The organism is Streptomyces sp. NPDC047108, assembly GCF_040643575.1.
Taxonomy (GTDB): Bacteria; Actinomycetota; Actinomycetes; order Streptomycetales; family Streptomycetaceae; genus Streptomyces.
Genome location: NZ_JBEYUP010000013.1, coordinates 43,278 through 69,366 on the forward strand (window position 1 = coordinate 43,278; position 26,089 = coordinate 69,366).

The window sequence follows — 26,089 nt, forward strand, 5'->3', positions numbered from 1 at the left end:
GTCGCGCGCACGGACACAACGACGAGCACACAACAGCTCAGGAGGCCTCATGTCGCGGATGACCCTGGTGGAACGGGTGCGCGACGAGCTCCTGCACGAGCTGACCACCGGCAAGCTCAAGCCCGGCGACAAGCTGCCCAACGAGGACACCCTCGCCGACCGCTTCGATGTGTCACGTGCCACCGTCCGCGACGCCGTCCGCGTACTCGTCGAAGGCGGCTACGTGAGCCGGGTGCACGGCTCGGGCACGTACGTGACCCGGGTGCCGCGCCCGGAGCACGCGCTGGACGCGAGCCTCAGCTACACCAAGATGATCGCTGCGGCCGGCGCCGAACCGGGCGTGACGGTCCTCGACGCCGGCTTCCGCACGGCTCACGGGGACGTCGCGGACCGGCTCGGGGTGGAATCCGGCAGCCTCGACGTGCTGCGGGTGGAGCGGGTCCGCACCGCGGACGGCCGTCCGGTCGTCTACTCGGTCGACCAGATCCCGCACGCCCTCGTACCGGACGTCGATCTCGAACACCTCGAACCGTCCCTGCACACCCTGCTCGCCTCCCAGGGCCACACGGTGCGGCAGGCCACGGCCAGGCTGGTGCCGGTGGTCGCCAGCGCCCGCCTCGCCGGGATCCTGGGCGTACGGCGCGGCGCTCCGCTGCAGCACATCGACCAGACGGATTTCGACGCAGGCGGACGGTCGGTCATGGTCTCGGCCGAATGGCACGTGCCCGAGGTCTTCGAGCTGCGGATCAACCGGCGGGCCTGACACGGCAGTCGGTCCGCGCGCATCCTCCTGGCTCCACCCCGTCCCCTGTGACCGCTCCCTCACGCTCGGTGGGCAGCGGATCTCGGCGAGATAGTTGAAATGTGGAGACTTATCATGATGGGGAGAGGTGCCGGACACCTGCTCGGTCCGTGACGGACGGCGGCGAGTCCGGCATCTGCACCGCGGATCGGTGGGCGACATGGGAGCGGCACCAACCGGGCTGGCAGGACGTTCCGAAGAGCTGCGAGAGCTGGACACCGCCATCACCAGAGCCTCCACCGGGCTCGGCCGGGCCGTACTCCTGGAGGGCGAACCGGGGATCGGCAAGACCGCGCTGCTGCAGGCAGCCGCGTCCCGTGCGCGGGAGGCCGGGCTGCGCGTGCTCTACGGGGCGGCGGAGGAGCTGGAGCAGCGCCTCCCGTTCGCCGCGATCGAGCGGGTCCTCGGCATCGGCACGGCCCGTACCGACCCGCAACTGAGCGCCCTGGCGGGACAGATCCGCGGCGAGGGGCGAGCCGACGGAGTACCGGAGATCGAAACGGACTTCGCGACCGTCGAAGCCATCCTCGCCCTCCTCGACGACTGGTGCTCGGCCGGCCCCGTGGCCCTGACCCTCGATGACCTCCAGTGGGCGGACCACGGCACGCTCGTGCTGCTCAACCAGCTCGGCAAGTCCCTCCACAGCCTGCCCCTGGTGCTGCTCATGGCAGCCCGCCCGACCGCGGCCGACGGGGAGCTGAACCAGCTCCGTCACGGTCTCATCGGCCGCGGCGCCGTGCTCGTGGAGGTCGGGCCGCTCGGCGACCAGGCGGTGTCCCAGGTCGTCAGCGGCCTGCTCGGCGCGCCCGCGGGGCCGACGATGCGCCGCCTGCTGCGGGACGCCGCGGGCAATCCGCTCTACGTCACCGAGATCCTCGGAGCCCTGGAGCGGGAGAGCGCGATCCGCATCGTGCACGGCTCCGCGGAGGCCGACACCGCCGCCGTACCCGCCTCGCTGGTCTCCGCGATCGTGGGCCGACTGGACTGGGTGTCCCCGGAGGGGCTGGAGGTCCTGCGCACCGCGTCACTGCTCGGCTCGGGCTTCACCGTCGCGGAGCTGTCGACCGTCACGGGCAAACGGGCCGCGAAACTGGTCGACTCGATCACCGAGGTCGTTCGCTACGGCCTGCTGAGGGAACAGGGCGAACGGCTGGTGTTCCGCCACGACTTGATCCGCCAGGCACTGTACGAGGCGATCCCTGCCCGAGCCGACTCGCACAGCGCCGTCGGCCGGGCCCTCGCCCGCAGCGGTGCCCCGGTGGAACGCGTCGCCGAACATCTGCTGATGAGCGCGGGTGGGGGCCGGGACACGTTGATCGACTGGGTGGCCGACCACGCCGCCGCGCTCACACAGCGGGCGCCGGGTCTCTCCGTCGAACTGCTGCAGCAGACACTCCGCGTCGCGGAACCGGGAACCCGGCAAGCCGGTCGCCTGGAGACCCTGCTCGCCGCTGCCCTGCTGTGGGCGGACCGCGCCCCCGAGGTCCAACCGCAGGCCGAGGCGGCCCTGAAGCACCTGCACGATCCGGAGTCGCGCAGCGAACTGCTCTGGGTCCTGGCCCAGGCCGACATCGCCTGCGGCCGCCCGGACCACGCCGCGCAGCGGGCCCAGGACGCCCTGGCCTCGGGAAACCTGTCGCCTCCCGAAGCCCGGAGGTATCAGGCCTTCCTCTCCACCTGTCTCTTCCGCCTCGGAGACCTGCCACGGGCAGCGGTGGTGGCCGAAGAGGTCCGCCCCGCCGCCGCGCAGCACGACGAGCACCACGCCATGGTCGACGCCCTTCTCACCATCGCGATCGTGCAGTTGTTCCAGAGCCACTACGCCGAGGCCATGGAGGCCGCCGAACAGGCGCTGCGGAACGCACCGGGACAGGCCATCCCCGCGTACAGCCTCATCGCTCTCCACCTGATCCGGGGGCGCAGCCTGTTCGAACTCGACCGGGCCGAGGAGGCACACCGGTCCACCGGGGAGGGCATGCGCATCGGCGAGAGCAGTGGGGCCATGATGCTGATGCTGTGTCACGCCAACAGGGCGTCCTTCATGTTCCACTCCGGCCGTTGGGACGACGCGCTCGCCGAGGCCCAGGTCGGACTGGAGCTGCCGGACTACCTGAGCAGTAAGACGCCCCAGGCCTTCCACGGCCTCATGGCGCTCATCGCCGGGCTCCGGGGCGACTTCGCGACCGCAGACGCCCGCCTCGCGGCCTCCGACGCCGCCCGTGCCACCGCGTCCTCGCCCACCATCCCCTTCTTCGAGTATCTGCCCCGCTGGGCGAAGGAGATACGACTCGAGTCCCAGGGCAGACAACAGGAGGCGCTCGCCGACCTGTTGGACGGGTGGCGCCGGGGCTTCGGACCGTTCAGGGGCGTGGGGCTGCTGTTCCGGGGCGCGGACCTCGTACGGCTGGCCATGGATCTCGGCGAGCCGGACACGGCGCGCGACATGATCGCGGAAGCGGAACGGAGCGAGGACCCGGAACGCTCGACACCGCGGTCCCTCGCCATTCTCGCCCACTGCCGGGGGCTGGCCGACCGGGATCCCGATGCCATGGCCGCCGCCGCGGACTACTACGGGCGGACCCCCTGGCTGTTCTCCCGCGCGCAGTACTGCGAGGACTACGCCGCGGTCCTCGCCCTGACCGGCCGCCCGGACCAGGCCCGTCACCGGCTCGACCAAGCGCTCGACACCTACGGCCGGATGCGCGCCGACTGGTGCATCACCCGCGCTGAGGAACGGCTGGCGGCCGCCGGCCTGTCGAGGCGGCGCTCCGATCGCAGACGCCGGCCGGCCACCGGCTGGGACGCCCTCACCGACACGGAGCACAAGATCGCGGCGCTGGTAGCGGAAGGACTCTCCAACCCTGCCATCGCCGCCCGGATCTTCCTCTCCCGCCGGACGGTGCAGTCACACGTCTCCAGCATCCTCGGCAAACTCGGTCTCACCTCCCGCGTCGAACTGGCCACCGCCGTCGCCCGGCAGCGGTGACCGACGTCGTTCCGGTCCGTACTCAGTCGTTCTCCTGGGCAGCCGCGTCCCGGCGGGCGAGGGTGGGGCGCTGCCCCTGGCGTAGAACTCCGCGCACGTCGGACGGCAGACAAAACTGCGTTGTGTCCGACCTGCGGCTCTGATGGGGTGGTCCGGCGGCTGGCTGAAGGGCGTCACCGATGGAGGTTCCATGACGACTGATCACCGAGGATCCGTACTGCTGACGGGCGTCGGGCGGCGACGCTCCATCGGCGCGGGGATCGCGGTCGGTCTGGCCGAGGCCGGCTGGGACCTCGTGATCAACTACTGGACGCCGTACGACGAACGGCTGGCCTACGAGCGGGGAGCACATGACCCCGAGGAGGTCGCGGGGGAGTGCCGGCGGCTCGGCAGCCGTGTCGATCTCGTCGAGGCGGACCTCGCCGACGTCGACGCACCCGGCCGCCTCGTCTCGGAGGCGGCATCGCGTGGGGACCTGCGTGGCCTGGTCATGTCGCACTGCGAGTCGGTGAACAGCTCCATCCTGTCGACGACCCCCGACAGCTGGGACCGCCACTTCGCCGTGAACGCTCGCGCGACCTGGCTGCTGATCAAAGCCTTCGCCGAACACCTCCCAACCGAACCGGCGGGCCGTGAAGTCACCGGACGGATCGTGGCGTTGACCAGCGACCACACCGCGCACAACCTGCCGTACGGGGCCTCCAAGGGAGCACTGGACCGCATCGTCGTCGCCGCGGCCGTCGAGCTGGGCTCGCGAGGGATCCGCGCGAACGTCGTCAACCCCGGCCCGATCGACACCGGCTGGATGACGCCGGAGATCCGCGAGAGCGGAATCGGACAGACCCCCGCCGGGCGACTCGGCACCCCCTCCGACACCGCGGACCTGGTGTCCTTCCTCATGTCCGACGCCGGTGCATGGATCAACGGCCAACTGCTGTACAGCAACGGCGGTTTCCGCACGTCCTGACACGCCTCACCCCGGAGCCCCGCGCGCCGGGGTGGGTGTTCGCCATCCGAGGCCGAGGCCGGGGCCGGGGGCGACCGTCAGCTGTTTCGGGCCGAGATCGTGCATGCCGTGCGGCCGATGGTCGGAGGGGGCTCGCCGCTGTCCCCGGCCGCGGCGGGGATCGCGGCGCCGTACGAGTCCGGGTTCGTGTCGCGAGGGGTGGGCCGGCCTCGGCCACTCCGGCCCTCGCCATTCGACGCTGCCGGCAGGGCGGGAGTCGGTGGGCAAACGGCGGTCGACCACGGGGGGTTGAGCCGACCGCCGTCCTGCACCAGAACTACATGCACCAGCTCAACGACCTCCCCGGCGGAAGGTCACCCCACCGTGGCCGGCCTTTTCGGGGTCGACTGCGGCTGGAAGATCGTGGTGTCTGTGGCGGGAGCGGTGTAGCGTTCTGTTCCAGCTGTCGTGGTTCCGAAGTTCTCCGCCCGTGATCAGTCGATGCACGGGCGGTTTTGCTGTTCAGGTCAACGAAGGACCAGGGCGATCACCTCCGGCTTCCGCGCGGTGCGGGAGCCGATTTCGAGTCCCTGTGGAGGGCATGCATGGCTACCGGAACCGTGAAGTGGTTCAACTCGGAAAAGGGCTTCGGGTTCATCGAGCAGGACGGTGGAGGTCCGGACGTCTTCGCTCACTACTCCAACATCAACAGCTCCGGCTTCCGTGAGCTGCAGGAGGGGCAGAAGGTGAACTTCGACGTCACCCAGGGCCAGAAGGGCCCCCAGGCGGAGAACATCACCCCCGCCTGATCTTGATGTGCCCCAGTGGCCCCGCACCCGCCAACCGGGAGCGGGGCCACTGCGCGCAGCCGGCGCCCGCGGCCTGCGTGGACGTTCCCGGCCACCTCGACCACCGCCCCGGGAGAGCCATCATCCGCTGGATGCTCGTCCACCTCGTCGGGGAGACCGGACGGCGCGGGGGACGCGGACACCGTGCTGGAGATCGAGGTGTACGCGCCGAGGGCCACGTCGCCCACGGCCGCCGGTTCCGCGACCGAGGCGGTCAGAGACCCACGCGGGTGAACGTCACATGGGTGACTCCGCTGGGCGAGGAGGCGGCCTGGACCTCGTAGCCCTTCTCGACGTCCTCCAGCCCGTCCCAGAGGCGCACGCCTCGGCCGAGCAGGATCGGCACCACCACGATGTGCAGGTGGTCGATGAGCCCGGCGGCGAGGAAGTCGCGGATCACGGAGGGCCCGCCACCGATGCGTACGTCCTGGCCGCCCGCAGCCTCACGGGCCGTCTCGAGCGCCTCGGCGGGCGAAGCATCGAGGAAGTGGAACGTCGTGCCGCCCTCCATCTCGATCGACGGGCGCGGGTGATGAGTGAGGACGAAGGCCGGTGTGTGGAACGGCGGGTTGGGCCCCCACCACCCCTTCCACTCCGGGTCCTCGTGCCATCCGGGACAGCCGAACTTCCCGGCGCCCATGATCTCGGCGCCGATCCCGGGCGCGAACTGCCGCACGAAGGCGTCGTCGAGGCCGCCGGTCCCGCCCGATCGGCCGGTCATCTCGCGCCACCACCGGGTGGCGAACATCCACTCGTGCAGCCTTTCGCCGGCGTGGCCGAACGGCTCGTCGTGGCTCAGACCCTCGCCGGTGCCGAAGCCGTCGAGCGAGATGGAGAAGTTGTGGACGCGGGCGAGTGACATGGCGGCGACTCCTTTCCTCCTGCGATTCGAGCTTCGCCGAATCCACTCCACGCCGCCACATACGACGCGCCGCCAGGACCGGCGCTGATCGCGATCTCGTCGTCCGTCAGGCCGCCGCCCGCCCCCGGCAGCTTCGCCGCTGACGGGCCCGGGGAAAGCGGTGATGCCGCGCCTCGCCGGGGCAGGCAGAGGTACGGCGAGGCGGGGCGTCGGCCAAGGGCGTTGGGATTCCTCGGGTCACACGGTGATGGTGGGGACGATGTAGGCGATGGCGGTGTCGATATGCGCCTGTCGGCGTCTGCGGTATGCCGCCGGCGTCCTGGCATCGCGGAGCACCGCGTGGAAGGCTTCCCCGGCGGTTCTGGCATAGCGGACGAACGTGTGGGTCCCCGCAGTGCCGTTTGCGGCCCGGGTCGGCAGGATCACTTCCCACCATCCTGCCGAATGCTTGTCCATGGACCCGTACCGCTCCACGGGGACGACTCTGACGTGCGAGCGCCCGAAGGGCTCGAGGGTTCTCTCCCAGGGCGACACCGGTGCTGTCACGACGAACCTCCTGACAAGGCCGCACGGGAACGCTGGTTCCACCAGGCTCGCTGCCGCACCCCCCTCGGCACATCCGGCCAGGGAGGACACTGCGCGTACCGCTGGGGGTGTCCGGCCGTCGACCGGTAATCCGCAGGGAGTACTACCCCTGGAGAGCCGGGTGTGCCACGCGAGGCCGAGCCCATCGTCGACCGGCTCAGTGGGCTGGAGCACGCGACCGCGGGCGGCCGCACAGAAGGTCGTGGCGTCGGCTACGGGTTCTCCGTGACCTGGTGCGCCGGCTGTGCGTCGAACTTGGCCAGGCTCCGGGCGAGGCGGTCGAGGTCTTCGGCGCAGTGCACCTCGAACCGTGTGTCGTCGTGCTCGAAAACGATCGGCGGAGTCCGGTCCGGCCGCGCTCGGAACCATCTGCGCACGCTGTCGATGAGGGCCGGGAGCTCCAGTGTGGTGGGGAGGAGAACCTCCACCCAGGAGCATGCCTGCGTTGCTCCGTCCGGGGCGTGATCATCCCGTTGCTGGTTCCAGCGGACCTGTGTCCCGTCGGGGAGGGACCGGTCCGACTCGAGCCAGGCGTGGAGCGACCACGGGAATTCCGCGCCGTCGGCGGAACGGATGGCGTAGCTCGACTCGGCCATGGACACTCCTGCTGAACTCAGTGAACTCCTCGGCTTTCCCCAGCATCAGGTGTCACCCGGCCGACCGCAGCCGGAGCTGTCGGGCGACGGGGAGGGCCGTGGGCGGGGCAGTGTGGTCAGCCCGCCCGGAGGTCGTCCACTTCCGCCGCGTAGAGCAGCGCCGGGTCGAAACCCATCCCGGCGAAGTGGCCCGCGAGTTCCAGTGACAGGACACCGTGCAGCCGGGTCCAGAAGACCAGAGCCACGTGGAGGGCCGCGGTCGGAGCGGTGTCGTCGTTCGCCCATTGACGGTGGGTGTCGAGGTGTGTGTCGAACGGCGTCGCGGTGGTGTCCGACGGCGGAGCGGCGCAGGCGTCGAGCAGGGTTGTCATGATCTCTGACGCGGTCGCCGTGATGTCCTCGGGGGCCTGGTATCCCGGTACGGGCGTGCCGTAGATGAGGAAGTACCGCTGGGGGTGCTCCAGCGCCCATCGGCGGAGCGCGTGCGCCAGGGCCGCCACGTCGGAAGGGGACTCGGAGGCTGCACCCCGGAAGGTGCCGGCCAGGCTCCGGTACGCGTCCCTGATGAGCTCGGTGATCAGCTCGTCGCGGGAGGCGAAGTACCGGTAGAGGGCGGGACCGCTCATACCCATCTGCTTGGCGACGGCGTTCAGGGAGAGCGCGGACGCTCCCGCCGTGGCGATCTGTTCCCAGGCGCGTTCCTTGACCTCCGCGCGGACCTGCGCGCGGTAGCGCTCGCGCGGGGTCGTCGTACCCGCTCCCGCCATGTCGGCTGCCTCCCGCTCGATGGTCGCATCACCTCATCTCGTTCGTTAGAGGTTATCACGAAGGCTATTGACTGTCGGGTGCTCGCGAGTTACGACTTCTAACGAAGGCGAAAAAGCGTAACGAGATGCCGGTGGAGGCCGTCATGAACACCGAAGAGCTCGTCGAAGTCGTCCTGCCGGGCACGGTGGAGCCGGAAGGGCTCCAGATCCGGCACGGGGCCGTCCCCGCAGCGGGACCGGGGCAGGTCGTGATCCGGATGGAGGCGACCGGGGTCTCCTTCGCCGAGCAGCAGATGCGCCGCGGACGCTACTTCGACCAGCCGCCGTTCCCCTTCGTGCCCGGCTACGACCTGGTCGGCACGGTGCAGGCCATGGGCGGAGGCGTTGAGCCCGACCTGGCGGGCACACGGGTGGCCGCGATGGTCAAGGTCGGCGGCTGGGCCAGCCATGTGCTCGTCGACGCGGCCGACGTGGTGCCCGTCCCCGGGGGCGTCGAAGCGGCGGACGCCGAGACGCTGGTCGTCAACGGCATCACCGCCTGGCAGATGCTGCACCGCAAGGCACGCATCCGCGCCGGGCAGACCATCCTGGTCCACGGCGCCAACGGAGGCGTCGGATCGGTGCTGGTCCAACTCGCCCATGCCGCGGGCGTGAACGTGATCGGCACAGCGTCCGCACGCCACCACCAGGCCATGCGGGAGCGGGGGGTCACCCCGATCGACTACCGCACCGAGGACGTCGCGGCGCGGGTCCGCGAGCTCGCCCCCGGCGGGGTCGACGCCGTCTTCGACCACGTCGGCGGCCGCGGCATCGTCGACTCCTGGAGCGTCCTCGCGCCCGGCGGCACGCTCGTCTCGTACGGCAGTGCCTCCACCCGGGACGACGAGGGGTCCAAGCAGTGGCCCGTACTCAAGATCCTCGGCCGGGTGTGGACGTGGAACGTGCTGCCCAACCGCCGCCGGGCCTACTTCTACAACGTCTGGGCCGGGCGTGCGCTGGCCAGGAACCGGTTCCGCGCCCGGATGCGCGCCGACCTCACCCAGGTCTTCGCGGCCCTGCAGCGCGGTGACGTCACCGCGCAGATCGCGGCCCAACTGCCGCTCACCCGTGTCGCCGACGCCTTGCGGCTGGCCGAATCCGGCACCGTCTCCGGCAAGATCGTCCTCAACCCGTAGCGAAGAGATGCTGTGCCGGGGGAACGCGCCGCAGGAGCTCCGAGGCGCCTTCCTCATGCCCGCCTCGGAGCCCGTCACGCCGGCGCCCAGCGGGTGCGTGCTCGCGGTCCCGACGTCCCCCTGCCGCTCAGCACTGGAAGGTGAACATGGCCCGGTCGAAGCGTCGTTCGGCCAGGTCCTGCGGGCGGATCAGCCAGTACAGCCATCCGTCGCGTCCGTACTCGTAGAAGTGCCCGAGCAGGATCCAGGCACGGGCCTCCTGTGACAGGAGCGCGTCGTCCGATCGCTCCTCCCCGAGAAGGTGGTACGCGAGCTCCTCTTCCACCGGGCTCTGACACGCGTTGGCGTGTCCGCCGATCCGGTGGGGCGGGTTCGGCTCGGCGAGTTCGTCGCCCGCTTCGAGGAACCCCTCCGGGTAGTCGCTCCACCGGCTGTTCAGCGGCCGGCCCGGAGCGAAGACGTCGCGGAGACAGACATGCCACGGGTCCGGGGCCGTGGTGGTGGCCCGTGCGGACAGCGGTTGCCTCGGGTGAGGCTCGAGGCCCAGGGGTGTTTCGCGTTCAGCGGCGGGGATTCCGGCCGGCACGTGGATCACACGGGCACCGTTCCAGGTCTCGCGGTCCCCGATGTCCACGCCGACGTACGTCTCGGACGTGTCGCCTGCCGCACCGTGGTCGAAGCTGAAGAAGAGGAGTGTGCCGTCCTCGGGCAGAGGGATGTCCACGGCACGCGCGGGCAGCGCCGCGCAGTCGATGGACGCGATGAGTGAGAGGGGCCCGTGCTTCCACACCGGCCACTCCATGTCGTCGGGCAGCTTCGGCAGCCCTCCGAGATGCCCGGCCACGGGCCCGGGCTCGGAACCCTCCTCGAGGGCTATGCCGGGGCGCAGTTGGCTGATCCACTGTTCGGCCCGGTCCGGGGGCAGGTGCTGCACGGCGAGTTCACGCAAGGCGTCAAAGGTGGCTTCCACGGCGGTGTCCCAAGGGGGTTCAGGAGGGCAGTCGGGGCGAGCGGGCGAGTTCGGCGGCCACGGGATCGGCGCTCATCGTGACGAGGTTGCTCAGAGGTGCGCCGGGCCAGAACCGGTCCATGGTGCGCAGCAGTTCGGCTTTGGCCGCGTCGTCGAGGCAGGCCCGCCCGCCGGAGAGCCGGAGTACGGCGTCCTGGTAGGCGCGGATGTAGCGGGCCTGCTTCTCGAGGAGTTCGACTCCGCCCGCGCGGCCGTGTCCGACGTGCAGGCGCTTGCCCGCCAGTACGGGTTCGGCGCTGTCGAGCTGGCGGAGCCAGGCGTGAGTGCGGGCTTCGTAGAGCCAGGGGTGGACGTGCGAGTACGCGAGGTCTCCGACGAAGGCGGCGTCGCCGGTGATCCATAGGGCCCCGGTGGCGCACTCGCCCGCACCGATGTCGAGGACGGAGAAGGTCAGGCCGGCGACGGCCACCGTTTCGCCGCCCTTGACCAGGTCGGTCGCGTAGGTGGTGACCGGGGGATAGTCGTCGGGGAACACCGGGGTCCAGAACTCCCGCTTGGGGCCGTCGATCTCCCTGCTGACCCGGTCGGTCTCGGGCGTGGCGTAGACCGGGACCCTGAGGTCGCCGAGGATCTCCGTCCCGCCGTTGACGTGGTCGGGGTGGGGGTGGGTGTAGACGACGGCGGCGAGCGGCGCCTCCAGCCCGCGTAGGTGCTCGCGGACGGCTCGGGCGTCCGACAGGAGCATCGGCGGGTCGACGACGACGATGCCGGCGGGCGCGTGGACGAGGTGGGTGTTGCTGTGCAGGCCGTTCGCGCTGCTGGTGAGCGTGGTGACGGCCGGGGAGGTCGGGCTGTTCATGGCTCCAGCGTCGGGTCACGGGCCCAGGGGCCGGTAGTGATGATCTGTGGCGGGAACGGTCGGATCTGTGGGCCGGCGCGGACGGGGCCGAGGGAGAGAGTGCGGCGCCGGGTGCGAAGCGGCCATGGCCAGGTCATGCCTCGCAGGTCGTTCCGGTGACCGCGGCCCGCCACACCGAAGGACTCATGCCGTGACGGCGGCGGAACTGCCGCGAGAAGTGCCCCACGTCCTGGAACCCGCACGCGGCGCTGACCGCGCCGATCGGCCGCGTCGTCCCGGCGAGCAGCATGCGGGCCTGAGCTATGCGACGCTCCAGAATCCACTCACCGAGGGGACGGCCGGTCTGCCGGCGCACGACTTCCGTCAAGTGCCCGGGAGTGACGGCCAGTTCACTCGCGACATCGCTGAGCGACAACCGGTCCGCGAATCGTTCGCCGACCAGCTCCAGTGCTCGGTCGACCAGCGTGTCCACCCGGGGCGGAGCAGCGGGGGCGGGCGTCAGCCGACCGGCGTCGACCAGCAGGATCCGCAGCAGCGCCTCCACCACCTCCTCGTAACCCGGCCGGAGTTCGGCGCACTCGCGTGCCATGTCGCTCAGCCATCCGCTCCAGCGCCGCAGCTCCTCGTCGTCGAGGGACAGAGGACGAGGGCGCCCCGCCGAGTCCGTCTGCTGGAAGGCGCGGACGAGCGGGCTCATCGGCCACGGGGCCACGTCGCGTACGCCCATGGGCAGGCCCAGCACGTCGTACCCGGCCACGACCACCCACCCCCGCGCCGCGCCGATCCCCGCGAGATCGTGGTGCACGCCGGGAGCCAGCAACCACACGTCCCCTCGCCGCACGGGCTCGGCGATGCCCTGGACCCTGTGCACGCCACCGGGCGCGGTGAAGACGACGATCTCGAAGAAGTCATGCGCGTGCGGCCCGTAGCCGACCGCCGGATGGCTGCGGTCCAGAGGCTGCACCTCGGCACGCACCAGCAAGGGCCGCTCGGGCGCATAGGGCACCCGCCTGGCCGGCCGCACGGCCACCGGCCTGCGCCGCTCCGCCATCACGTCGTCGATCACCACCACGTACCTCGCGGTTCGAAGCCGAAAGGGGAGTCGGCCTCGCCCGTTCTCGGAGCAACATCACCGCACGTCCCTCCGAGCGGCATCACGGTTCCGATGCTCGAGCCCTCGCGTGCCGTTGTCACTGGAAGATCTCGATAGGTGTCACGGGAGTGGTGACCGTCGTGCGGGCGGCGGCACGAGGCACACGGACCGACCGCGGCGGACCCGCGTGGGCGACGTGCCGGGGGCTCCGGCGCTCACCCGGCGTGGGCGACGTGAGGCCCTTGCGGCCGGTCGCGCTCGCGCGCACCTGCGGGGGAGTGCTGGCACGGTCGTTGAGTGTCGCGAACCGTCCTACATGGCCTGCTGCCGGCGCACCATCTCGGTGATCCAGATGGGCGCGAACGGAGATGTGCAGCCCGGCGAGGTCGGGTAGTCCTTGAGCACCTCCAGGCGCTCACCGATGTCGAGGGCACGGGTGCGGAGTTCGGCGTGCTCGATCCCGATCTGGGCAAGGCAGTGGTTCATCGCCCACTGGAGACGATCCGGGGCTCCCTGCATCTCCGCCTCGATGACGTCGAGCAGTCCCGGGAGGTCGAGGCCCTCGGGCTTCTTCGCCACGCGTTCGGTGGTCAGCGCCCAGCCGGCACTGGCGACCACGGGATCCGGATCCGCGGACCAGGCCAGGCGCAGATCTTCGGCGTGCGGGCTCTTCTTCACCACGTAGTTCACGAGCCAGTCGTGCACCTTGGGTGCGCGTGCCTCACGCAGCATGACGTCCAGTTCGTCGCGCTCGAACGCCTTCGGGCGGCAGATCAGGATCGCGAGCAGTCTCGCCGCGGTGTCATCCGTCTCCCAGAGCCGCTGCGCGAGTTCCTGCTGTGTCTTCAGCCGCTTGGCGAGCGCGCGCAGCTTGCTGAGATGCACACCGTGATCGTCGCCGTGCTTCTCGTTCACCGCGCGCGTCTTCGGGTCCTCGAGCCCGGCCAGCTCGGCCATCACCTCGGCCACCGTCGTCCCGGTCTTCGTCTCGGCCACCGCAGCCTCCTGTCCGTCACGTGCGAGACGCAGCCTACGCCGGGCGCCTCACCATTTCCCGGCGCTGGTTTCCCACCACAGGAGCGCTCCCGACGGAAATGGGGGCGCGCCTCGTGCCGAATACCGAGCGTGGGTCGTTCACGGGAAGGGTGAGGGCGAGCTGGATAAGGTCTGGGCAAGCCGCTCACAGCGCGGACATCGCGACATATGCAGGCGTGATCGAATAACAGGAGTGCCGCCGTGCGATCCCCGGAGACGTCATCTGTGCCCGATGGTCTCGGCTGGAACCGGGAAACAGCGACCCTGGCGCTCCTGTCCTTCGCCATGCTGATCGTCTCGCTCGACCAGTACATCGTCGTCGTCGCACTCCCCGACATCGCACGCGATCTCGGCTATTCCACGCAGACGCTGCAGTCCGTCATCAGCGCCTATGCCGTGGCCTCGGCCGGCTTTCTGCTGTTCGGCGGGCGCGCGGCGGATCTGCTCGGCCGACGCCGCATTCTGGCCACCGGCCTCGCGCTCTATGCGGGGGCGGCACTCGTGGGAGGGCTCGCCACCAGCGCCGGAATGCTCCTGGTCGCCCGCGCCGTCCAGGGACTCGGCGGAGCGCTGGTCTTCCCCACCACTCTCGCCCTCATCAACACCACATTCGCCGAAGGCCGAGCCCGCAACCGCGCTTTGGGCGTCTGGGGAGGGGCGGGCGCGGCAGGACTCGTCATCGGTGTGCTGCTCGGCGGATTCCTGACGCAGACCTTCGGCTGGGAAGCGGTTTTCCTCGTCAATGTCGCGCTGGCCGGCCCCGCGCTGCTGCTCGCCTTTGTTCTGATCCCCCGGGACGGAGAACGGGAAAAGGGCCGCAAGTTCGACCTGCCGGGTGCGCTCAGCGTCACGTTCGGCGTCACGTTCATCGTGTTCGCCCTCGTGCAGGGCCCGGGGCTGGGCTGGCTCTCGCCCGGCATCCTGATCAGCGCGGTGGCGGGTCTCCTGCTGATCGGTGCCTTCTTCGTCATCGAGCGGCGCAGCGACGACCCGCTCATGCCGCCCCGGCTCATGGCCAACCCCAACCTCATCACCGGCGTCGTCATCACGTTCATGTTCATGGCGACGTTCGGCTCCGTGCTCTACTTCCTGTCCCTCTACTTCCAGGAGATCCTGGGCTACGACGCTCTGGAGACCGGCGCCGGCTTCCTCATCCCCACGGTCGTGGTGGTGGCCGGGTCGACCGGTGCGGGCCGGCTCGTGACGCGGTTCGGCCTCCGGCGCACGTTGGTCGCGGCCCTCGCCATCGGTGCGCTCGGCGCGGTCGCCCTCGGCCTCGCGATCTCGCCGGACGGCACCTACGCCGAACTCGTCCCCGGCCTGGTGGCGCTCAGCATCGGCGACGGCGTCGTCTTCACCACCATGTTCATCGCCGCCGCCACCGGCATTCCCGACCGCCGACAAGGCATCGCCTCCGGCATCGCCTCCACCGGATCGGGCGTGGGCGCGGCCGTCGGCCTCGCCGTCCTCGTCCTGGTGGCCACCGCGGGGCTCGACGACCTCTCCGGCGAACAGCTGCGGATCGAAACCGCCGACGGAATCAGCACCACGCTCTTCGTCGTTGCGGGCGGCATCGCGCTGACCTTCCTCGTCGCCCTGAGCCGGTGCCCGACCCCCGCCGAGCCGGGGCCGGCGCCCGTCCCGTACCAGGCCCGTCGCTGCTGACCACGGCCATCGCACACCCCGCACCACCGGCTACTCAATATCCAGTGCGGCGCTACTCAACCGGGCTTGGAGCTGATCTGCTGGAGAAGGTGCCCTGCCGGCCCGCGGAAAGTCCGTTCGGGTGACCTGGTGGGAGGTGTGCGGTGGCGAAGTCGGAGGGATCGCCCGGGTGGTTCGCCCGGGTGGTGTGCGGCGTACTGGCTGCGTGCGCGGCGGCGAGCGCCGCGGCAGGAGTGGCGACGTGGCACCGGTACGAGCTGCTGGTGGAGCTGCCGCCCGAGCACAAGCCCTCTGGCACCGAAGCGCTGCTCATGGCGGACATGTGGTTCGGCAACCTGATGGGGTGGCGGACGGCGATCATCATCGTGTCCGGACTGCTCTTCGTCCTCTGGCTCTACACCATGCGGGACGTCGCGGACGGGCTCTGGCCCGAGGGGCAGCGGCGGAGCCGAGCCTGGTTGATCTTCGGGTGGATCGTCCCGGTGGCGAACCTGTTCGTACCCAAGATGTTCATCAATGACCTGTGGGCCGCCGGCCGGCCCCCGCATCGGCGTGAGCGGGGCCATTGGCTGCTCACGCTGTGGTGGCTCTCGGTGCTCGCGGCAACCGGGACCTTCGGCAAGAAGCCGGGATGGGGGCGGGAGGCTGACCGCGCGGGTGAGGCCGCTGACGCGATGTGGCGGGTGCTCATCGGCAACGGCGTGTCCATCGTCACCGCGCTGTTGACGATCGCCGTGGTCTGGCGTCTCAGCGGCATGCTGGAGCGTGCCGTACGAGGCGTCGCGATCTAGGCGTGTCCGCACGCCTCAGCACCGGCTCGCAGGCGCCCTCCTCCTGTCGACGTACGCGTCCCCAACGGGAATTGAGCAGCAGAGCCCCTTGATACGCTGGGCCGATGCCATCGGTGCAGCAGTTCCAAGTCACTTTCGACTGCAGAGAACCTGAGCGCGTCGCTCGCTTCTGGTGCGAGGTGCTGGGGTACGTCGTGCCGCCGCCACCCAAGGGGTTCGCCACGTGGGACGAGTACACCCGCTCGCGGCCGCCTGAGGATCAGGATTCATGGTTCGCATGCACTGATCCTTCAGGCGTGGGTCCGCGACTGTTCTTTCAGCGCGTTCCGGAGGGCAAGGTCGTCAAGAATCGGGTGCATCTCGACGTGCGGGCCGGTGCCGGGCTCGTGGGTGACGAACGCCTGGCCACGCTCGAAGCCGAATGCGCACGACTGGTCGCGCTGGGCGCCGTACGCGTGCAGCTCCTGCTTGCTGATGACGAGAACGAGTCCTGCATCGCGATGCAGGACATCGAGGGCAACGAGTTCTGCCTCGACTGAGGACTCCCCGCGACGGCGAGGGGGAGCCGTTGCCCTCGGGCCTCTGTCGATGAGGTCCGCTCAGGGCACCAGCGCTGGTTGATCCCCCTCCGCGGGGCTCGCCGTCGGCGTCCCCTCGACGTGCTGCGCGGGCCGTTTCGGAAGAGCGAACATCAACAGGAAGATCAGGCCCAGCACGCCGGCGACCCAGGCCAGCGCATGGCGGAAGGCGTCACCGTAGGCCGGGCCGATCTCCGCCGGGCTCAGGTGGTCGCCGATCACGCCGAAGAACACCACGGACACCAGGCCAAGTCCCAGGGCGCTGCCCATCTGCTGAACGGTGTTGATCAGTCCGGACGCAGCCCCCGCGTGCTTCCGCGGCACCTCGGAGAGCACGGCATCCGTCAGCGGGGCGATGATCAGGCCCATCCCCACGCCCATCACGACGAGCGGCATCGCCATCTGCCAGGAGGTGATGCCGATGCCGTAGCGGTCGGACTCCCACATGTAGAGCAGCACCCCGGCGGCCATCACCAACGCGCCCGCCTGGAGTACCCGGCGTCCGAAACGCGGGACCAGCTTCTGTACCGACAGCCCGGCCGCCGTCGACACCGCGATCGAGAACGGCACGCCGGTCAGACCCGCCCGAAGCGGGCTCCAGCCGAGCCCGACCTGCATGTACAGCGTCCAGACCAGGAAGAAGACACCGAGCACGACGCCGAAGACGGTCTGCACCGCGATGCCGGCCGCGAAGCTCTTGACCCGGAACAGCTCCAGCTCGATCAACGGAGACCCGTCGCGCGCGGTCTTCCGTCGCTCGTAGGACACCAGCGCCGCGAGGACGACGAGCGAGCACGCCATCGAGACGTACCCCCACAGCGGCCAGCCCAGCTCGCGGCCACGGGTGAGTGGATAGATCAGCATCAGCAGGCCGAGAGTGACCAGGACGACGCCGACCACATCCAGTTTGAGGGCGTGTGGGGCCCTGGACTCGGTGATCACACGGCTGCCCAGGATCAGGCCGGCGACGCCGACCGGCAGGTTGATGAGGAAGATGGGCCGCCACGTCAGGTCGAAGAGGTTCCACTCCGTGAGCAGGGCACCGAGCAGCGGCCCCGAGACGGTGCCGAGACCGATGACCGCACCGAACAGCCCGAAGATCTTTCCCCGTTCGTGCGCGGGGAAGGTGGCATGCACGATCGACAGCACCTGCGGCACCATGAGCGCCGCCATGGCGCCCTGGAGGATGCGGGAAGCGACCAGCATCTCCGGGTTGACGGCGAGTCCGCACAGCGCGGAAGCGGCGGTGAAGCCGCCGACGCCGAGAAGGAAGATCCGCTTGCGGCCGTGGATGTCGCCGAGCCGGCCACCGGTGATCAGACCTGCGGCGAACGCGAGGGCGTAACCGGCGGTGATCCACTGAAGTTGGCTGAACGAGGCGCCTTCGTCCCGTTGTATCGACGGGATCGCGATGTTGACGATCGTGACGTCGACGAGATCCATGAAGGCGGCGGTCATCACGATCGCGAGGGCGAACCACCGGCGGCGGTCGCCGCCGGTGGGCCGGTCTGTCTCGAATATGGGTTCGGTGCTTGCCATGGCCGAAAAGTTAGTCGGGCATGCGGACATGTCGCGACCTCATTCCGGCGCGAGGTACCCCAACGGTGTGCGCACGGCGATCCACCAGGACCCGGAGGGCAACGAGATCGGCTTCGGCAGCGGGCCGGCCGAGGCCGGGTGGACCGCACCGCGGAGGGCGCGCGGGTTCCGCACCGAATGCCTTCGGCGCGGAACCCGTGATGCCTTGCCTCTCCGACGACGAGGCTGATGGCGTCATGCGCCGCCGCGGCCGGAGGCTGTACGCAATCCGGACAGCGTGGTGGCCAGCGCCTGGCCCAGGCGCGTGGCCGATGCCGGGTTCTGTCCCGTCACCAGGCGGCCGTCGACGACGACATGGGCCTGGAAGTCGGGGGCCGCGGTGTGGCGGGCACCGCGCTCCTCGAGCTTGCTCTGCAGAGCGAAGGGCACCTCGTCCGTCAGCTCGGCCGCCTCTTCCTCGGAGTTGGTGAACGCGGCGACCTCCTTGCCAGCCACCAGGTACGAGCCGTCAGAGAGCGTCAGGTTGACCAGGGCCGCCGGGCCGTGGCAGACCGCGGCCACCACACCTCCGGCCTCGTAGATGTCCCGCGCGATGCCGGCCAGTACGGCATCGTCGGGGAAATCCCACATCGTGCCGTGGCCGCCGACGAAGAGGATCGCCTCGTAGTCGCCGGGTACGACCTCCTCAGGGCGCCGCGTGCTGTCCAACTTGACGGCCATGCGGCGGTCTTCGAGGAACGCGAGCTGCACAGGGTCGGAGGTGTCGCCTCCGTCCATCGGCGGCCGGCCGCCCTTCACCGACACCAGGTCCACCTCGAAGCCGGCATCGGTGAGAGCCTTCCAGGGATGTGCGGCCTCGGGAAGGTAGAAGCCCGTCGCCCTGCCCGTCCCGCCGAGGGTGTCATGGCTGGTGAGAGCGAACAGGACTTTGCGAGCGGCATTCATGGGAACTCCAGGTGGTGCGTTGCGATCGTGGTACGTCGCCGGCGAGTGAAGACCTCCGGCGACGTCAACCTTTGATCCCTTCCGCATCGGAGACCAAACCGGGAGGCCCGTCCGCCCGCTTCCGAACGCGCCTGCCGTCCCGCTGCGTTGGAGGCATGGGGCGCACCGTCTTCCCAGGTCACGTCCGCTGCCGAACGTCCTCCGACCTGGGCGGCGCCCGAAGCGCCGGCACTGCTGTTCACAAAGACACGTGGTGAATGCCGGAGCGGCCGCGCGGCCTGGTACGCCGAGGGCACTCCCGTCCCGCTGCTGCTGCGGTCACGTCGCCTGGCGCTGCGCTCGGACGGCCTTCATGAGGTCTTCGATGGCGGACTGGGTCTCGGCGTCACGTGCGTCATCGATCGCTTCGAGCGCGGCGGCCGCGGCCTCCCGGACGGTGTGGGGAAGACCGTCGGCGGCCGTGAGGCGGTAGGCGGCCTTACGGCGCGCCGCGCGCTCGGCGGGGTCCACCGCGTCGGGGCCGGACAACGGGAAGACGGAGGTCCTGTAGGCGGATATCTCCAGGACCACCATGTCCGCGATTCCGTCGGCGTACCCGAGCGCTGCCGCCTTCCCCTGTCCTTCCTGGATGGAAGCGATCATTTGGCGGCGGGACAGGAACGTGCCCAGGGCCGCGCCACCGCCCAGGGACAGGGCGCAGGTGACGGCGAGGAACGGTCCGCTCCAGACGAAGCCGGTGATGGCTCCGAGGCCCGCGAGCGCGACGGTCCATGCGGCCGCGGTCCGGGAGCTCATTTGCTCGGGTGTGGGGTGCATGGGGGAAGTGTCCCAGCCGGTATCGACGGCACCGGCGCGGGGTCGGCCACCTGACACAGGCAGCGGGCAGCCGCACAGGCGTCGTTGCTGCCCGGCCGAACTCCACGCGGGACGTCAGAGCCGGCTCGATTGTGCCGCCATGGAGCGCGCGATCAGTCCGCACGTCGCCGCCGCCATGCCGGCCAGAACGAGCAGCCACGGCCAGGCTGCGTCGAACCCCAGCACCGCCGCGTCCCGAATGCAGCGGACGCCGTAGGTCACCGGGTCCAGCCAGGACAGCCACCGCACCAGGGGGGCCATCCGGTCCGCCGGGTAGAAGGAGGGACTGGCGAAGAGCAACACGGGGGCCAGCACGTTGATGGTGACCGTGAAGCGTTGGAAGTCCTCGAACAGGGTGGCTAGCAGGAGATACATGCCGTTGAACGCTGCCGAGGCGACCACCGTCGCACACACGACCGCGGCCCAGTTCGCCGCCGGCCAGTCGAAGTCGAAGACCAGAGCGGCAACCCCGAGAGCCGCCAGGGTCTGCACCAGCACCAACGCCATGCTCACGGCGAGCTTGCCCGCCACGTAGCTGCCACGCCCCAGCGGATGGGACCACATCTCCACGTCCATCCGGCCCAGACGCTCCTGGAACATGGAGGTGCCGGACGTGGTGGCGGCAGCGAGCATGGAGGACAGCAGCAGAGCGGGGACGGTGAACTCGGCGTACCCGATGCGGCGCCCCGCGTACTCGACTTCACCGACGAGCTCGGCGAGCGATGTGGCGAAGAGCAGCAGATACACCGCGCTGGGGGTGATGGCGAGGAGCAGGTTGGTCCGGTTACGGGTGAGCAGGCAGTACTCGCGGTACATCGTGGCGCGCAGGCCACTGGGGAGCGCCGGCCACCACCCGGGCCGAACCGGAGTGGGGGCGCTGTGTGCGGCGCTGGTCTCGGCACTCATTCGCTCTTCTCCACAAGTTCGACAAAGGCGTCCTCCAGCGAAGGGGCCCGGAACTCCGTGCTCACCACGTCGATGCCTTCGGCCTTCGCCTCCATCAGCGCGGTGGGCAGCAGTGCCCGGACATCGCCGCTCACCTCCACCAGCCCTTCGCCGGCACTGACCTGCAACCCGCAGGAACCGATGAGTTCCGCCAGCCGGACCGTGTCCCGCGCGGGATGCGGCCGGACGATCGCGCTGTGCCGGCCGTACTTCTCCGCGATGTCGGCCGGCGCTCCCTGCTCCACCAGGCGACCCTGGTCCACGATGAGCACCCACCGGCAGTTGCGCTCCAGCTCCTCGACGTAGTGGCTGGTCCACAGCACCGTTGTGCCGTGCTCACGGCGTAACGCGTCGAGTACCGACCACACCTGGCGGCGTCCGCCGACGTCCAGGCCGGCCGTTGGTTCATCGAGGAGCAGCAGTGGGGGATCCCCCAGGAGCGCCCGGACGACCTGCAGTCGGCGCATCTGGCCGCCGGACAGGGTGAACACCAGCTGGGAGACGGATTCCTCGAGGCCGAAGACTGCGAGGAGTTGCTCCACGCGGTGGTGGATCCGCCGCCAGCGCAGCCCTTTGAAGGCCACCGCGATCCGCAGGTTGTCGAGGACGGAGAGCATCATGTCGAACGGTGCGGACTGGTGGACCACGCCGATGCCACGCTTCGCTCGGCCGCCGTGGGCGTTCGGGTCGTTGCCGAAGACGGTGATCCGGCCGCTGTCGGGCGCGGCGGCACCGCAGATCAGCTTGGTGAGCGTGGTCTTGCCGGCACCGTTCGGTCCGAGCAGCCCGACGACCTCGCCCGGCTCGATGGCGAACGACAGATGGTCCACCGCGTAGGGGCGCCGCATGCCCGCATAGCGTTTGACCACGTCCTCGGCCAGGACCGCGGCGGTCACGACCGCGCTCCGCTCAACGGCGCGCCGGTCAGGTCGGCAACGGCGGCGAGCGTCTGGGTCGTGCCCAAGGGCTGCAGGGGCTCGCCGAGGCGTACATGGAAGTGGGCTGCTTCGACCGGCAGTGCAGGCACGACAGGATCCGGCGAAGCCACGTCCGCCGGGGATCCGAAGGTGTGGCCCACCAGGATGCCCACGGGCCGCCCTTGCGCCGCTGCGAGGATCTCGCCCAGCGCGCTGCCGGGCAGGGCGCCGTACGGGGAGATACCGATCATCAGCTCTCCGGGAACGGGAGGCCACGGCGCGCGCAGCACCTCGAACCCCTTGACGGCTGCTTCCCGGAAGAGGGCCGGTCCCGGCACCAGGACCCGGACGCGCGGAGGGCCGCTTCTCGCAAGGCCCGTGACGTCCGGGCGGCGGGAGGGCACCGGCCCCTCATGCCCGGAGACCAGCCCGAGGTACTGCTGTGGGCCGACGGGCGGATCGAACAGCGGAAGGTTGTCCCCGAGCGCGATCACCGCGGATCGGGTACGTACAGCCACCCGGTGCACGATGATCCGGTTCCCCAGTGCGTAGGCGATCACCTGACCCGGCCGGACCTCGTCGAACGGGTGAGCCGTGACCGTGAGCGTCGTGCCGGGGCCGATGGCAGGCAGCATGCTGGTCCCCTGAGCGCGGATCCGCGCCCGCCCGCCGGCCGCAAGTGCGGTGCGCAGCAGCGGGCCTGGCCCCTCGCGCTCAGTCACGTGCCGCATGCGTACCCGCCAGACCGTCCTCGGTCGTGACGACGAGCCCTTGGGCCACCAGTTCCGTCACGAACTCCCCGACGTCGCGGGCGACCATCGCGTTCTGGGCGGGGCTGCCGTCGGTGAATCGCCCGGCCAGTTCCGTGACGATGGCATCGACGGACCGGTTGTCGGCGAGTAGCAGCCAGATCTGTGCACCGGTGCTGTTGAGGGTGCGGAATTCACCGGCTCGGTGGTCGTATACACGGACCTCGTCACCCGAGGAAATCCAGGTCACTTCCGGATCGATCGAATGGCTCATGGCACTCCTTCAGTTGGCAAGAGGGAGCAGACGACGGCCGCCGCCGGCGGGTTTCCAGTCCTCGTGGACCGGGTGCACGGAGTCGTCACGGACGAGGTACGGCACGAACATCTCGTCCTGGTTCTCGCTGAGCCGGCGCCCGGAGACACCGCACGACCGCCAGAGACCGGAGACCATGGAGTGACGCAGGATCCGGCACAGATGCCGGCCGTTGCGGTGCACGTCTCCGGTCTCGGCCATGTGGTAGGCGCGGCATCCGCCGCCGCACGCGCCACGGATGTAGCAACGACGGCAGTCCTGTAAGTTCTCGCCGGCGAAGACGCTGTTGCCTCGCATGTCGGCAAGCATCGGATGCTCGAAGATCTCGGCCAGACGCTGATGACGAATGTTCCCCGCCTTGTGCTGCTGCTCGGTGACGAGCTTGCACGGGTAGACGTTGCCGAGTGAGTTGACGTAGATCTCGTTGCCGCCCATCCCGCAATTCCCTTTGATGGAGCAGGGCTTGGCGGCTTTGGGCCCTTCGGGCAGGAGGCGGTCGGCCATGGGGTGGGTCCAGAAGAACTGTTCCGTCTTCTGGTAGTCCGACCAGCCGAAGTCGTAGTCATCGGTGACGGCGCGGCCGAGTTCGGAGTGGTACATCAGGCGGACCCGATTGATCTTCAAGTCGTCGACGAATTCACAGAGGCGGTCCAGGGCGTCGACGTTCTCGGATGTCACGACGTGATTGATGGTGGGGACGACGCCGGCCTCGTTGAGGAGCCGTAGTCCCTGCGCGGTGCGGGCGAAGGTGCCCTTGCCGCGGGTGCGTTCGTGAAGCTCGGCGTACCCGCCGTCGACGCTGACCGTCACCAGGCTGAAGATGTCGGCGATCCGTCGCGCGGTCTCGGGCTTCCGGATGGTCGTGCCGTTGGTGATCATATGGACCGCCATGCCGCGGGTCCGTGCGCGTTCGGCGATCTCGAACAGGTCCCGGCGGAGCGTGGGTTCACCCCCAGTGAAGATCATCTGCTGGACCTTCATGTCGGCGATCTGGTCGACCAGGTCCAGGGACTCGGCGGTGTTCAGTTCGCCGGGCAGAGCCTTCTCCGAGGAGGCGTAACAGTAAGGGCACCGCAGATTGCAGCCGTCGGTGATGGCGTAGTAGACGGTGGTCAGTCGTGGTTCCGGAGCCCGGATCGCCGGGCGGTGCCCGGGCAGGTAGACGATCCAGTTCAGCACCAGCTTCGCCAGAACGCGTTCGACATCGACGCCGTGCCCCGCGGGAGGCCCGCCCTGGGCCAGAGCGACGAGCACGTCCAATTCCGGCACGGTCAGCGTGCACCAGGCGGACAGTGCAGGGTTGACCACCAGGCGGTCGGCGTCGTTGCGGAAGTAGACCAGGTCCTCGGGGACTTCGAGCCCGTCCCAGTGCTCCAGTAGTTTCATCCCTCACCTCGCTGATGAAGGGGTGGCGCCGGGCTCAGCCCCGGCGCCACCCCGGAGTTCAGTACCGGTGTGCGACGCGACTACTAGCTGAGGACGGTGCCGGAGCCGGCGCCCGCTCCGCCCATGCAACCGCAGGCGCACCCCATGTCCGCCTCGAAGTCGGTCGGGGTGATCTCGGGCTTGACCCAACTGGTGTTTTCCATAGGTGCATTCCTTTCTGTCGGTGGTACGCGGTGGAACCTGACAGTGAGCGCACAAGGAGCGAACGCCGAAGGCCTCACGACCCCCTGGACCAGGGAAGGCGTCGACTCGCACAGGGCCTCGCCCACCCGGAGACTTCCGGGGGACATCTGGTGAGACATCAGCCTTTTTGTGCGCTCGTCTCGGCGTGCGGACAAGCATCGGCGCCAGGCCGAGAACATGTCAACGGGGTGTGTCGGAATTATGGAGCACATGTGGTGATGCCTGATCGGATTCCACAGGCGACCGTTGCTGCGCGACGTCGTCACCGAAAGGGGGAAAGCGATTTCCTGGCCGGAGGAAACCACGGAGAGGAATTCGGAATTCCCCTTGGGGGTGTCGGCGGTCTCGAGGTTCCTTTCCGGCCTGTTGGCTGAATAAGTGGCAGCACGTACAGGTCAACCGGTCATGTGCCTCGTCACCGTGCGGCGTCCGGCCGGTGCACGGTGAGCCCGCCGTAACGGGACAGGGCGTCGGCCGGGCTGCCGGACTTGGCCCGCAGGATGGGGTCGAGGAAGGCGAGGGTGGTGGCCGCGGTGATCCGGGGGCCTTCGGTCCGGTCCTGGGTCCCGACGACGGCGGGCACCGGCGGCAAGTACAGCGGAGCGTCCGTGAACGTCACGTGCGCCGAACCAGGGACCGTGAGCCGGTAACTCGTCGCCCGGCTCACGTCGAGGGTCTTCGTCAGACGGTCGATGTACTCGGGGTCGCTGTGCTGGTCGACGTCGTGGGTCAGCGCCAGCACCGGCTGCCGGATGGCGCGGGGGGCCGGGCCGTGGGGGAAGCCGTCGATGTCGACGGCGGCCGCGAACCCGCGGTCCCGAGCGGCGGCTTGCAGTGCGGCCGCCCCACCCAGGGAGTGCCCGGTCACCGCGACGCGACCGGTGTCGAGCCGGCCGCGCAGCGGTCGTGAATTCGTTGATGCGGTGGACGATGTCGAGTCGGCGGTAGGCGACGCCGGCGATGGCCTCGACGGTGGCCATCAGCGGGAAGCCGACGGGGACAGTGATCCAAACGCATCCCCGGTCCACGGGCATCCGACGCCGGGGTCGACGCCTCGATCGACCGGCGGCAGGGTGGATAGGGTCGGGAGCCCATCCTCTGCACTGACGTTGGAATCACCGTGTCGACCGGACAGCCGCGCCCCACCATCCGCCCTGCCACCGGGGAGGATCTCGCCGATCTCCAGGCTCTGGCGCGTCGCGCGATCGATACCTGCTACCGCGGGTTCCTCGGCGACGAGGCAGTGGACTGGTTCCTCGGCAGTGGTGCGTCGGACGCGCACGTGAAGAGTCACCTGGAACGGGGTGGCGTGCACTGCCTCATCCAGGACGGCCGGATCGTCGGCCTCTCCATCCTCGACGGCCCTACCGTCGATCTCATTATGGTCGATGCGGATCATCACCGTCGGGGGCTCGGCCGCCTCCTGCTTCGGCACGCGGAGGAAACGCTCCTCGCCCGGTACGCGACCATCCGGCTGGAGACGTTCCCCGGCAATACCAGGGCCATCTCGTTCTACGAGGCGTGCGGCTGGGTGCCCGGGGATCGTCTGGAGGGGGAGGGGCCGGCCAGGCTCGAGTACACCAAGAGCGGCACGGACGGCTGAAGTCTGCCCGGTGACGGGATGCGGTTGCCCGCGCGC

Annotated in this window: 27 protein-coding genes and 1 pseudogene; 9 read left to right on the forward strand and 19 right to left on the reverse strand. The window is 69.7% G+C overall.

All coding sequences use genetic code 11. The annotated features are described in order from the left end of the window. Nucleotides 1-49 precede the first annotated feature (49 nt). From ABZ822_RS23205 to ABZ822_RS23220, 4 genes are all read left to right on the forward strand, one after another. Complete coding sequence (locus ABZ822_RS23205; protein WP_360857333.1) at nt 50-763, forward strand: GntR family transcriptional regulator; 714 nt, start codon at nt 50-52, stop codon at nt 761-763. Nucleotides 764-962: 199 nt separating this feature from the next. Next, nucleotides 963-3,788 carry an AAA family ATPase gene (locus tag ABZ822_RS23210; RefSeq protein WP_360857336.1) on the forward strand — a complete coding sequence of 942 codons (2,826 nt, stop codon included), beginning with the start codon at nt 963-965 and terminating at the stop codon, nt 3,786-3,788. Nucleotides 3,789-3,978: 190 nt separating this feature from the next. After that, complete coding sequence (locus tag ABZ822_RS23215) at nt 3,979-4,755, forward strand: SDR family oxidoreductase (protein ID WP_360857339.1); 777 nt, start codon at nt 3,979-3,981, stop codon at nt 4,753-4,755. A 584-nt stretch (nt 4,756-5,339) separates the two neighbouring features. After that, nucleotides 5,340-5,543, forward strand: a complete 204-nt coding sequence (locus ABZ822_RS23220; RefSeq protein ID WP_360857342.1) for a cold-shock protein — start codon at nt 5,340-5,342, stop codon at nt 5,541-5,543. A 253-nt stretch (nt 5,544-5,796) separates the two neighbouring features. Here ABZ822_RS23220 and ABZ822_RS23225 read toward each other — a convergent pair whose 3' ends face one another. The 4 genes from ABZ822_RS23225 to ABZ822_RS23240 all read right to left on the reverse strand — a co-directional run bounded on the left by ABZ822_RS23225 (nt 5,797) and on the right by ABZ822_RS23240 (nt 8,392). Next, nucleotides 5,797-6,444: a dihydrofolate reductase family protein gene (locus ABZ822_RS23225; RefSeq protein ID WP_360857345.1), complete on the reverse strand. Its 648-nt coding sequence runs from the start codon at nt 6,442-6,444 to the stop codon at nt 5,797-5,799. Between the two features lie 237 nt (nt 6,445-6,681). Then, nucleotides 6,682-6,900: a hypothetical protein gene (locus tag ABZ822_RS23230; protein WP_360857348.1), complete on the reverse strand. Its 219-nt coding sequence runs from the start codon at nt 6,898-6,900 to the stop codon at nt 6,682-6,684. A 341-nt stretch (nt 6,901-7,241) separates the two neighbouring features. Next, nucleotides 7,242-7,625: a hypothetical protein gene (locus ABZ822_RS23235; RefSeq protein WP_360857351.1), complete on the reverse strand. Its 384-nt coding sequence runs from the start codon at nt 7,623-7,625 to the stop codon at nt 7,242-7,244. A gap of 116 nt (nt 7,626-7,741) precedes the next feature. Beyond that, on the reverse strand, nt 7,742-8,392 hold the full coding sequence (locus ABZ822_RS23240; protein WP_360857354.1) for a TetR/AcrR family transcriptional regulator: 651 nt from the start codon (nt 8,390-8,392) through the stop codon (nt 7,742-7,744). Nucleotides 8,393-8,535: 143 nt separating this feature from the next. Here ABZ822_RS23240 and ABZ822_RS23245 point away from each other — a divergent pair, with 143 nt between their 5' ends. Then, nucleotides 8,536-9,567, forward strand: a complete 1,032-nt coding sequence (locus ABZ822_RS23245; RefSeq protein WP_360857357.1) for a medium chain dehydrogenase/reductase family protein — start codon at nt 8,536-8,538, stop codon at nt 9,565-9,567. Between the two features lie 127 nt (nt 9,568-9,694). Here the strand turns inward: ABZ822_RS23245 and ABZ822_RS23250 are convergent, their stop codons facing one another. The 4 genes from ABZ822_RS23250 to ABZ822_RS23265 form a co-directional block, all read right to left on the reverse strand. Further along, the gene (locus tag ABZ822_RS23250; RefSeq protein ID WP_360857360.1) at nt 9,695-10,537 is read right to left on the reverse strand and encodes a YwqG family protein; all 843 of its coding nucleotides are present in this window, start codon (nt 10,535-10,537) and stop codon (nt 9,695-9,697) included. A gap of 19 nt (nt 10,538-10,556) precedes the next feature. Then, on the reverse strand, nt 10,557-11,396 hold the full coding sequence (locus ABZ822_RS23255; protein WP_360857363.1) for an MBL fold metallo-hydrolase: 840 nt from the start codon (nt 11,394-11,396) through the stop codon (nt 10,557-10,559). Nucleotides 11,397-11,529: 133 nt separating this feature from the next. After that, a complete protein-coding gene (locus ABZ822_RS23260) occupies nt 11,530-12,462 on the reverse strand; it encodes an AraC family transcriptional regulator (protein WP_360857366.1) in 933 nt (310 codons plus the stop codon). 339 nt (nt 12,463-12,801) lie between these two features. After that, entirely contained in the window at nt 12,802-13,446 is a 645-nt protein-coding gene (locus ABZ822_RS23265; RefSeq protein ID WP_360857656.1) for a DNA alkylation repair protein, read from the reverse strand. A gap of 279 nt (nt 13,447-13,725) precedes the next feature. Between ABZ822_RS23265 and ABZ822_RS23270 the strand changes: the two genes are divergently transcribed. From ABZ822_RS23270 to ABZ822_RS23280, 3 genes are all read left to right on the forward strand, one after another. Next, entirely contained in the window at nt 13,726-15,189 is a 1,464-nt protein-coding gene (locus ABZ822_RS23270) for an MFS transporter (protein WP_360857369.1), read from the forward strand. Nucleotides 15,190-15,332: 143 nt separating this feature from the next. Next, nucleotides 15,333-15,980, forward strand: coding sequence for a DUF4328 domain-containing protein (locus ABZ822_RS23275; RefSeq protein WP_360857372.1), 648 nt, complete (start codon nt 15,333-15,335; stop codon nt 15,978-15,980). A 104-nt stretch (nt 15,981-16,084) separates the two neighbouring features. Next, nucleotides 16,085-16,519, forward strand: coding sequence for a VOC family protein (locus tag ABZ822_RS23280; RefSeq protein ID WP_360857375.1), 435 nt, complete (start codon nt 16,085-16,087; stop codon nt 16,517-16,519). A 60-nt stretch (nt 16,520-16,579) separates the two neighbouring features. Here ABZ822_RS23280 and ABZ822_RS23285 read toward each other — a convergent pair whose 3' ends face one another. The 11 genes and pseudogenes from ABZ822_RS23285 to ABZ822_RS23335 all read right to left on the reverse strand — a co-directional run. Continuing rightward, entirely contained in the window at nt 16,580-18,097 is a 1,518-nt protein-coding gene (locus tag ABZ822_RS23285) for an MFS transporter (RefSeq protein WP_360857379.1), read from the reverse strand. 234 nt (nt 18,098-18,331) lie between these two features. Further along, nucleotides 18,332-19,042, reverse strand: a complete 711-nt coding sequence (locus ABZ822_RS23290; protein ID WP_360857382.1) for a type 1 glutamine amidotransferase domain-containing protein — start codon at nt 19,040-19,042, stop codon at nt 18,332-18,334. Between the two features lie 318 nt (nt 19,043-19,360). Further along, nucleotides 19,361-19,837 (reverse strand): hypothetical protein, encoded by a 477-nt coding sequence (locus ABZ822_RS23295; RefSeq protein ID WP_360857385.1) that lies wholly within the window; start codon nt 19,835-19,837, stop codon nt 19,361-19,363. Between the two features lie 135 nt (nt 19,838-19,972). Further along, complete coding sequence (locus ABZ822_RS23300; RefSeq protein WP_360857388.1) at nt 19,973-20,803, reverse strand: ABC transporter permease; 831 nt, start codon at nt 20,801-20,803, stop codon at nt 19,973-19,975. Continuing rightward, on the reverse strand, nt 20,800-21,738 hold the full coding sequence (locus tag ABZ822_RS23305; protein WP_360857391.1) for an ABC transporter ATP-binding protein: 939 nt from the start codon (nt 21,736-21,738) through the stop codon (nt 20,800-20,802). The genes ABZ822_RS23300 and ABZ822_RS23305 overlap by 4 nt, the downstream gene beginning before the upstream one ends. Then, nucleotides 21,735-22,481 carry a S24/S26 family peptidase gene (locus ABZ822_RS23310; protein ID WP_360857394.1) on the reverse strand — a complete coding sequence of 249 codons (747 nt, stop codon included), beginning with the start codon at nt 22,479-22,481 and terminating at the stop codon, nt 21,735-21,737. Before ABZ822_RS23310 ends, ABZ822_RS23305 begins: the two co-directional genes overlap by 4 nt. Beyond that, nucleotides 22,474-22,782, reverse strand: coding sequence for a PqqD family protein (locus tag ABZ822_RS23315; RefSeq protein WP_360857396.1), 309 nt, complete (start codon nt 22,780-22,782; stop codon nt 22,474-22,476). Before ABZ822_RS23315 ends, ABZ822_RS23310 begins: the two co-directional genes overlap by 8 nt. Nucleotides 22,783-22,791: 9 nt before the next feature. After that, nucleotides 22,792-24,207: a StsB family radical SAM/SPASM domain sactipeptide maturase gene (gene stsB, locus ABZ822_RS23320; RefSeq protein WP_360857399.1), complete on the reverse strand. Its 1,416-nt coding sequence runs from the start codon at nt 24,205-24,207 to the stop codon at nt 22,792-22,794. Between the two features lie 83 nt (nt 24,208-24,290). After that, nucleotides 24,291-24,410, reverse strand: coding sequence for a StsA family sactipeptide RiPP (gene stsA / locus ABZ822_RS23325; RefSeq protein WP_360857402.1), 120 nt, complete (start codon nt 24,408-24,410; stop codon nt 24,291-24,293). A 455-nt stretch (nt 24,411-24,865) separates the two neighbouring features. Next, the gene (locus tag ABZ822_RS23330) at nt 24,866-25,351 is read right to left on the reverse strand and encodes an alpha/beta fold hydrolase (protein ID WP_360857659.1); all 486 of its coding nucleotides are present in this window, start codon (nt 25,349-25,351) and stop codon (nt 24,866-24,868) included. Between the two features lie 4 nt (nt 25,352-25,355). Beyond that, nucleotides 25,356-25,460, reverse strand: a pseudogene (locus tag ABZ822_RS23335) (LysR family transcriptional regulator); the annotation flags it as partial. A gap of 110 nt (nt 25,461-25,570) precedes the next feature. Between ABZ822_RS23335 and ABZ822_RS23340 the strand changes: the two are divergent. Further along, nucleotides 25,571-26,053, forward strand: a complete 483-nt coding sequence (locus ABZ822_RS23340; protein ID WP_360857405.1) for a GNAT family N-acetyltransferase — start codon at nt 25,571-25,573, stop codon at nt 26,051-26,053. Nucleotides 26,054-26,089: the final 36 nt, after the last annotated feature.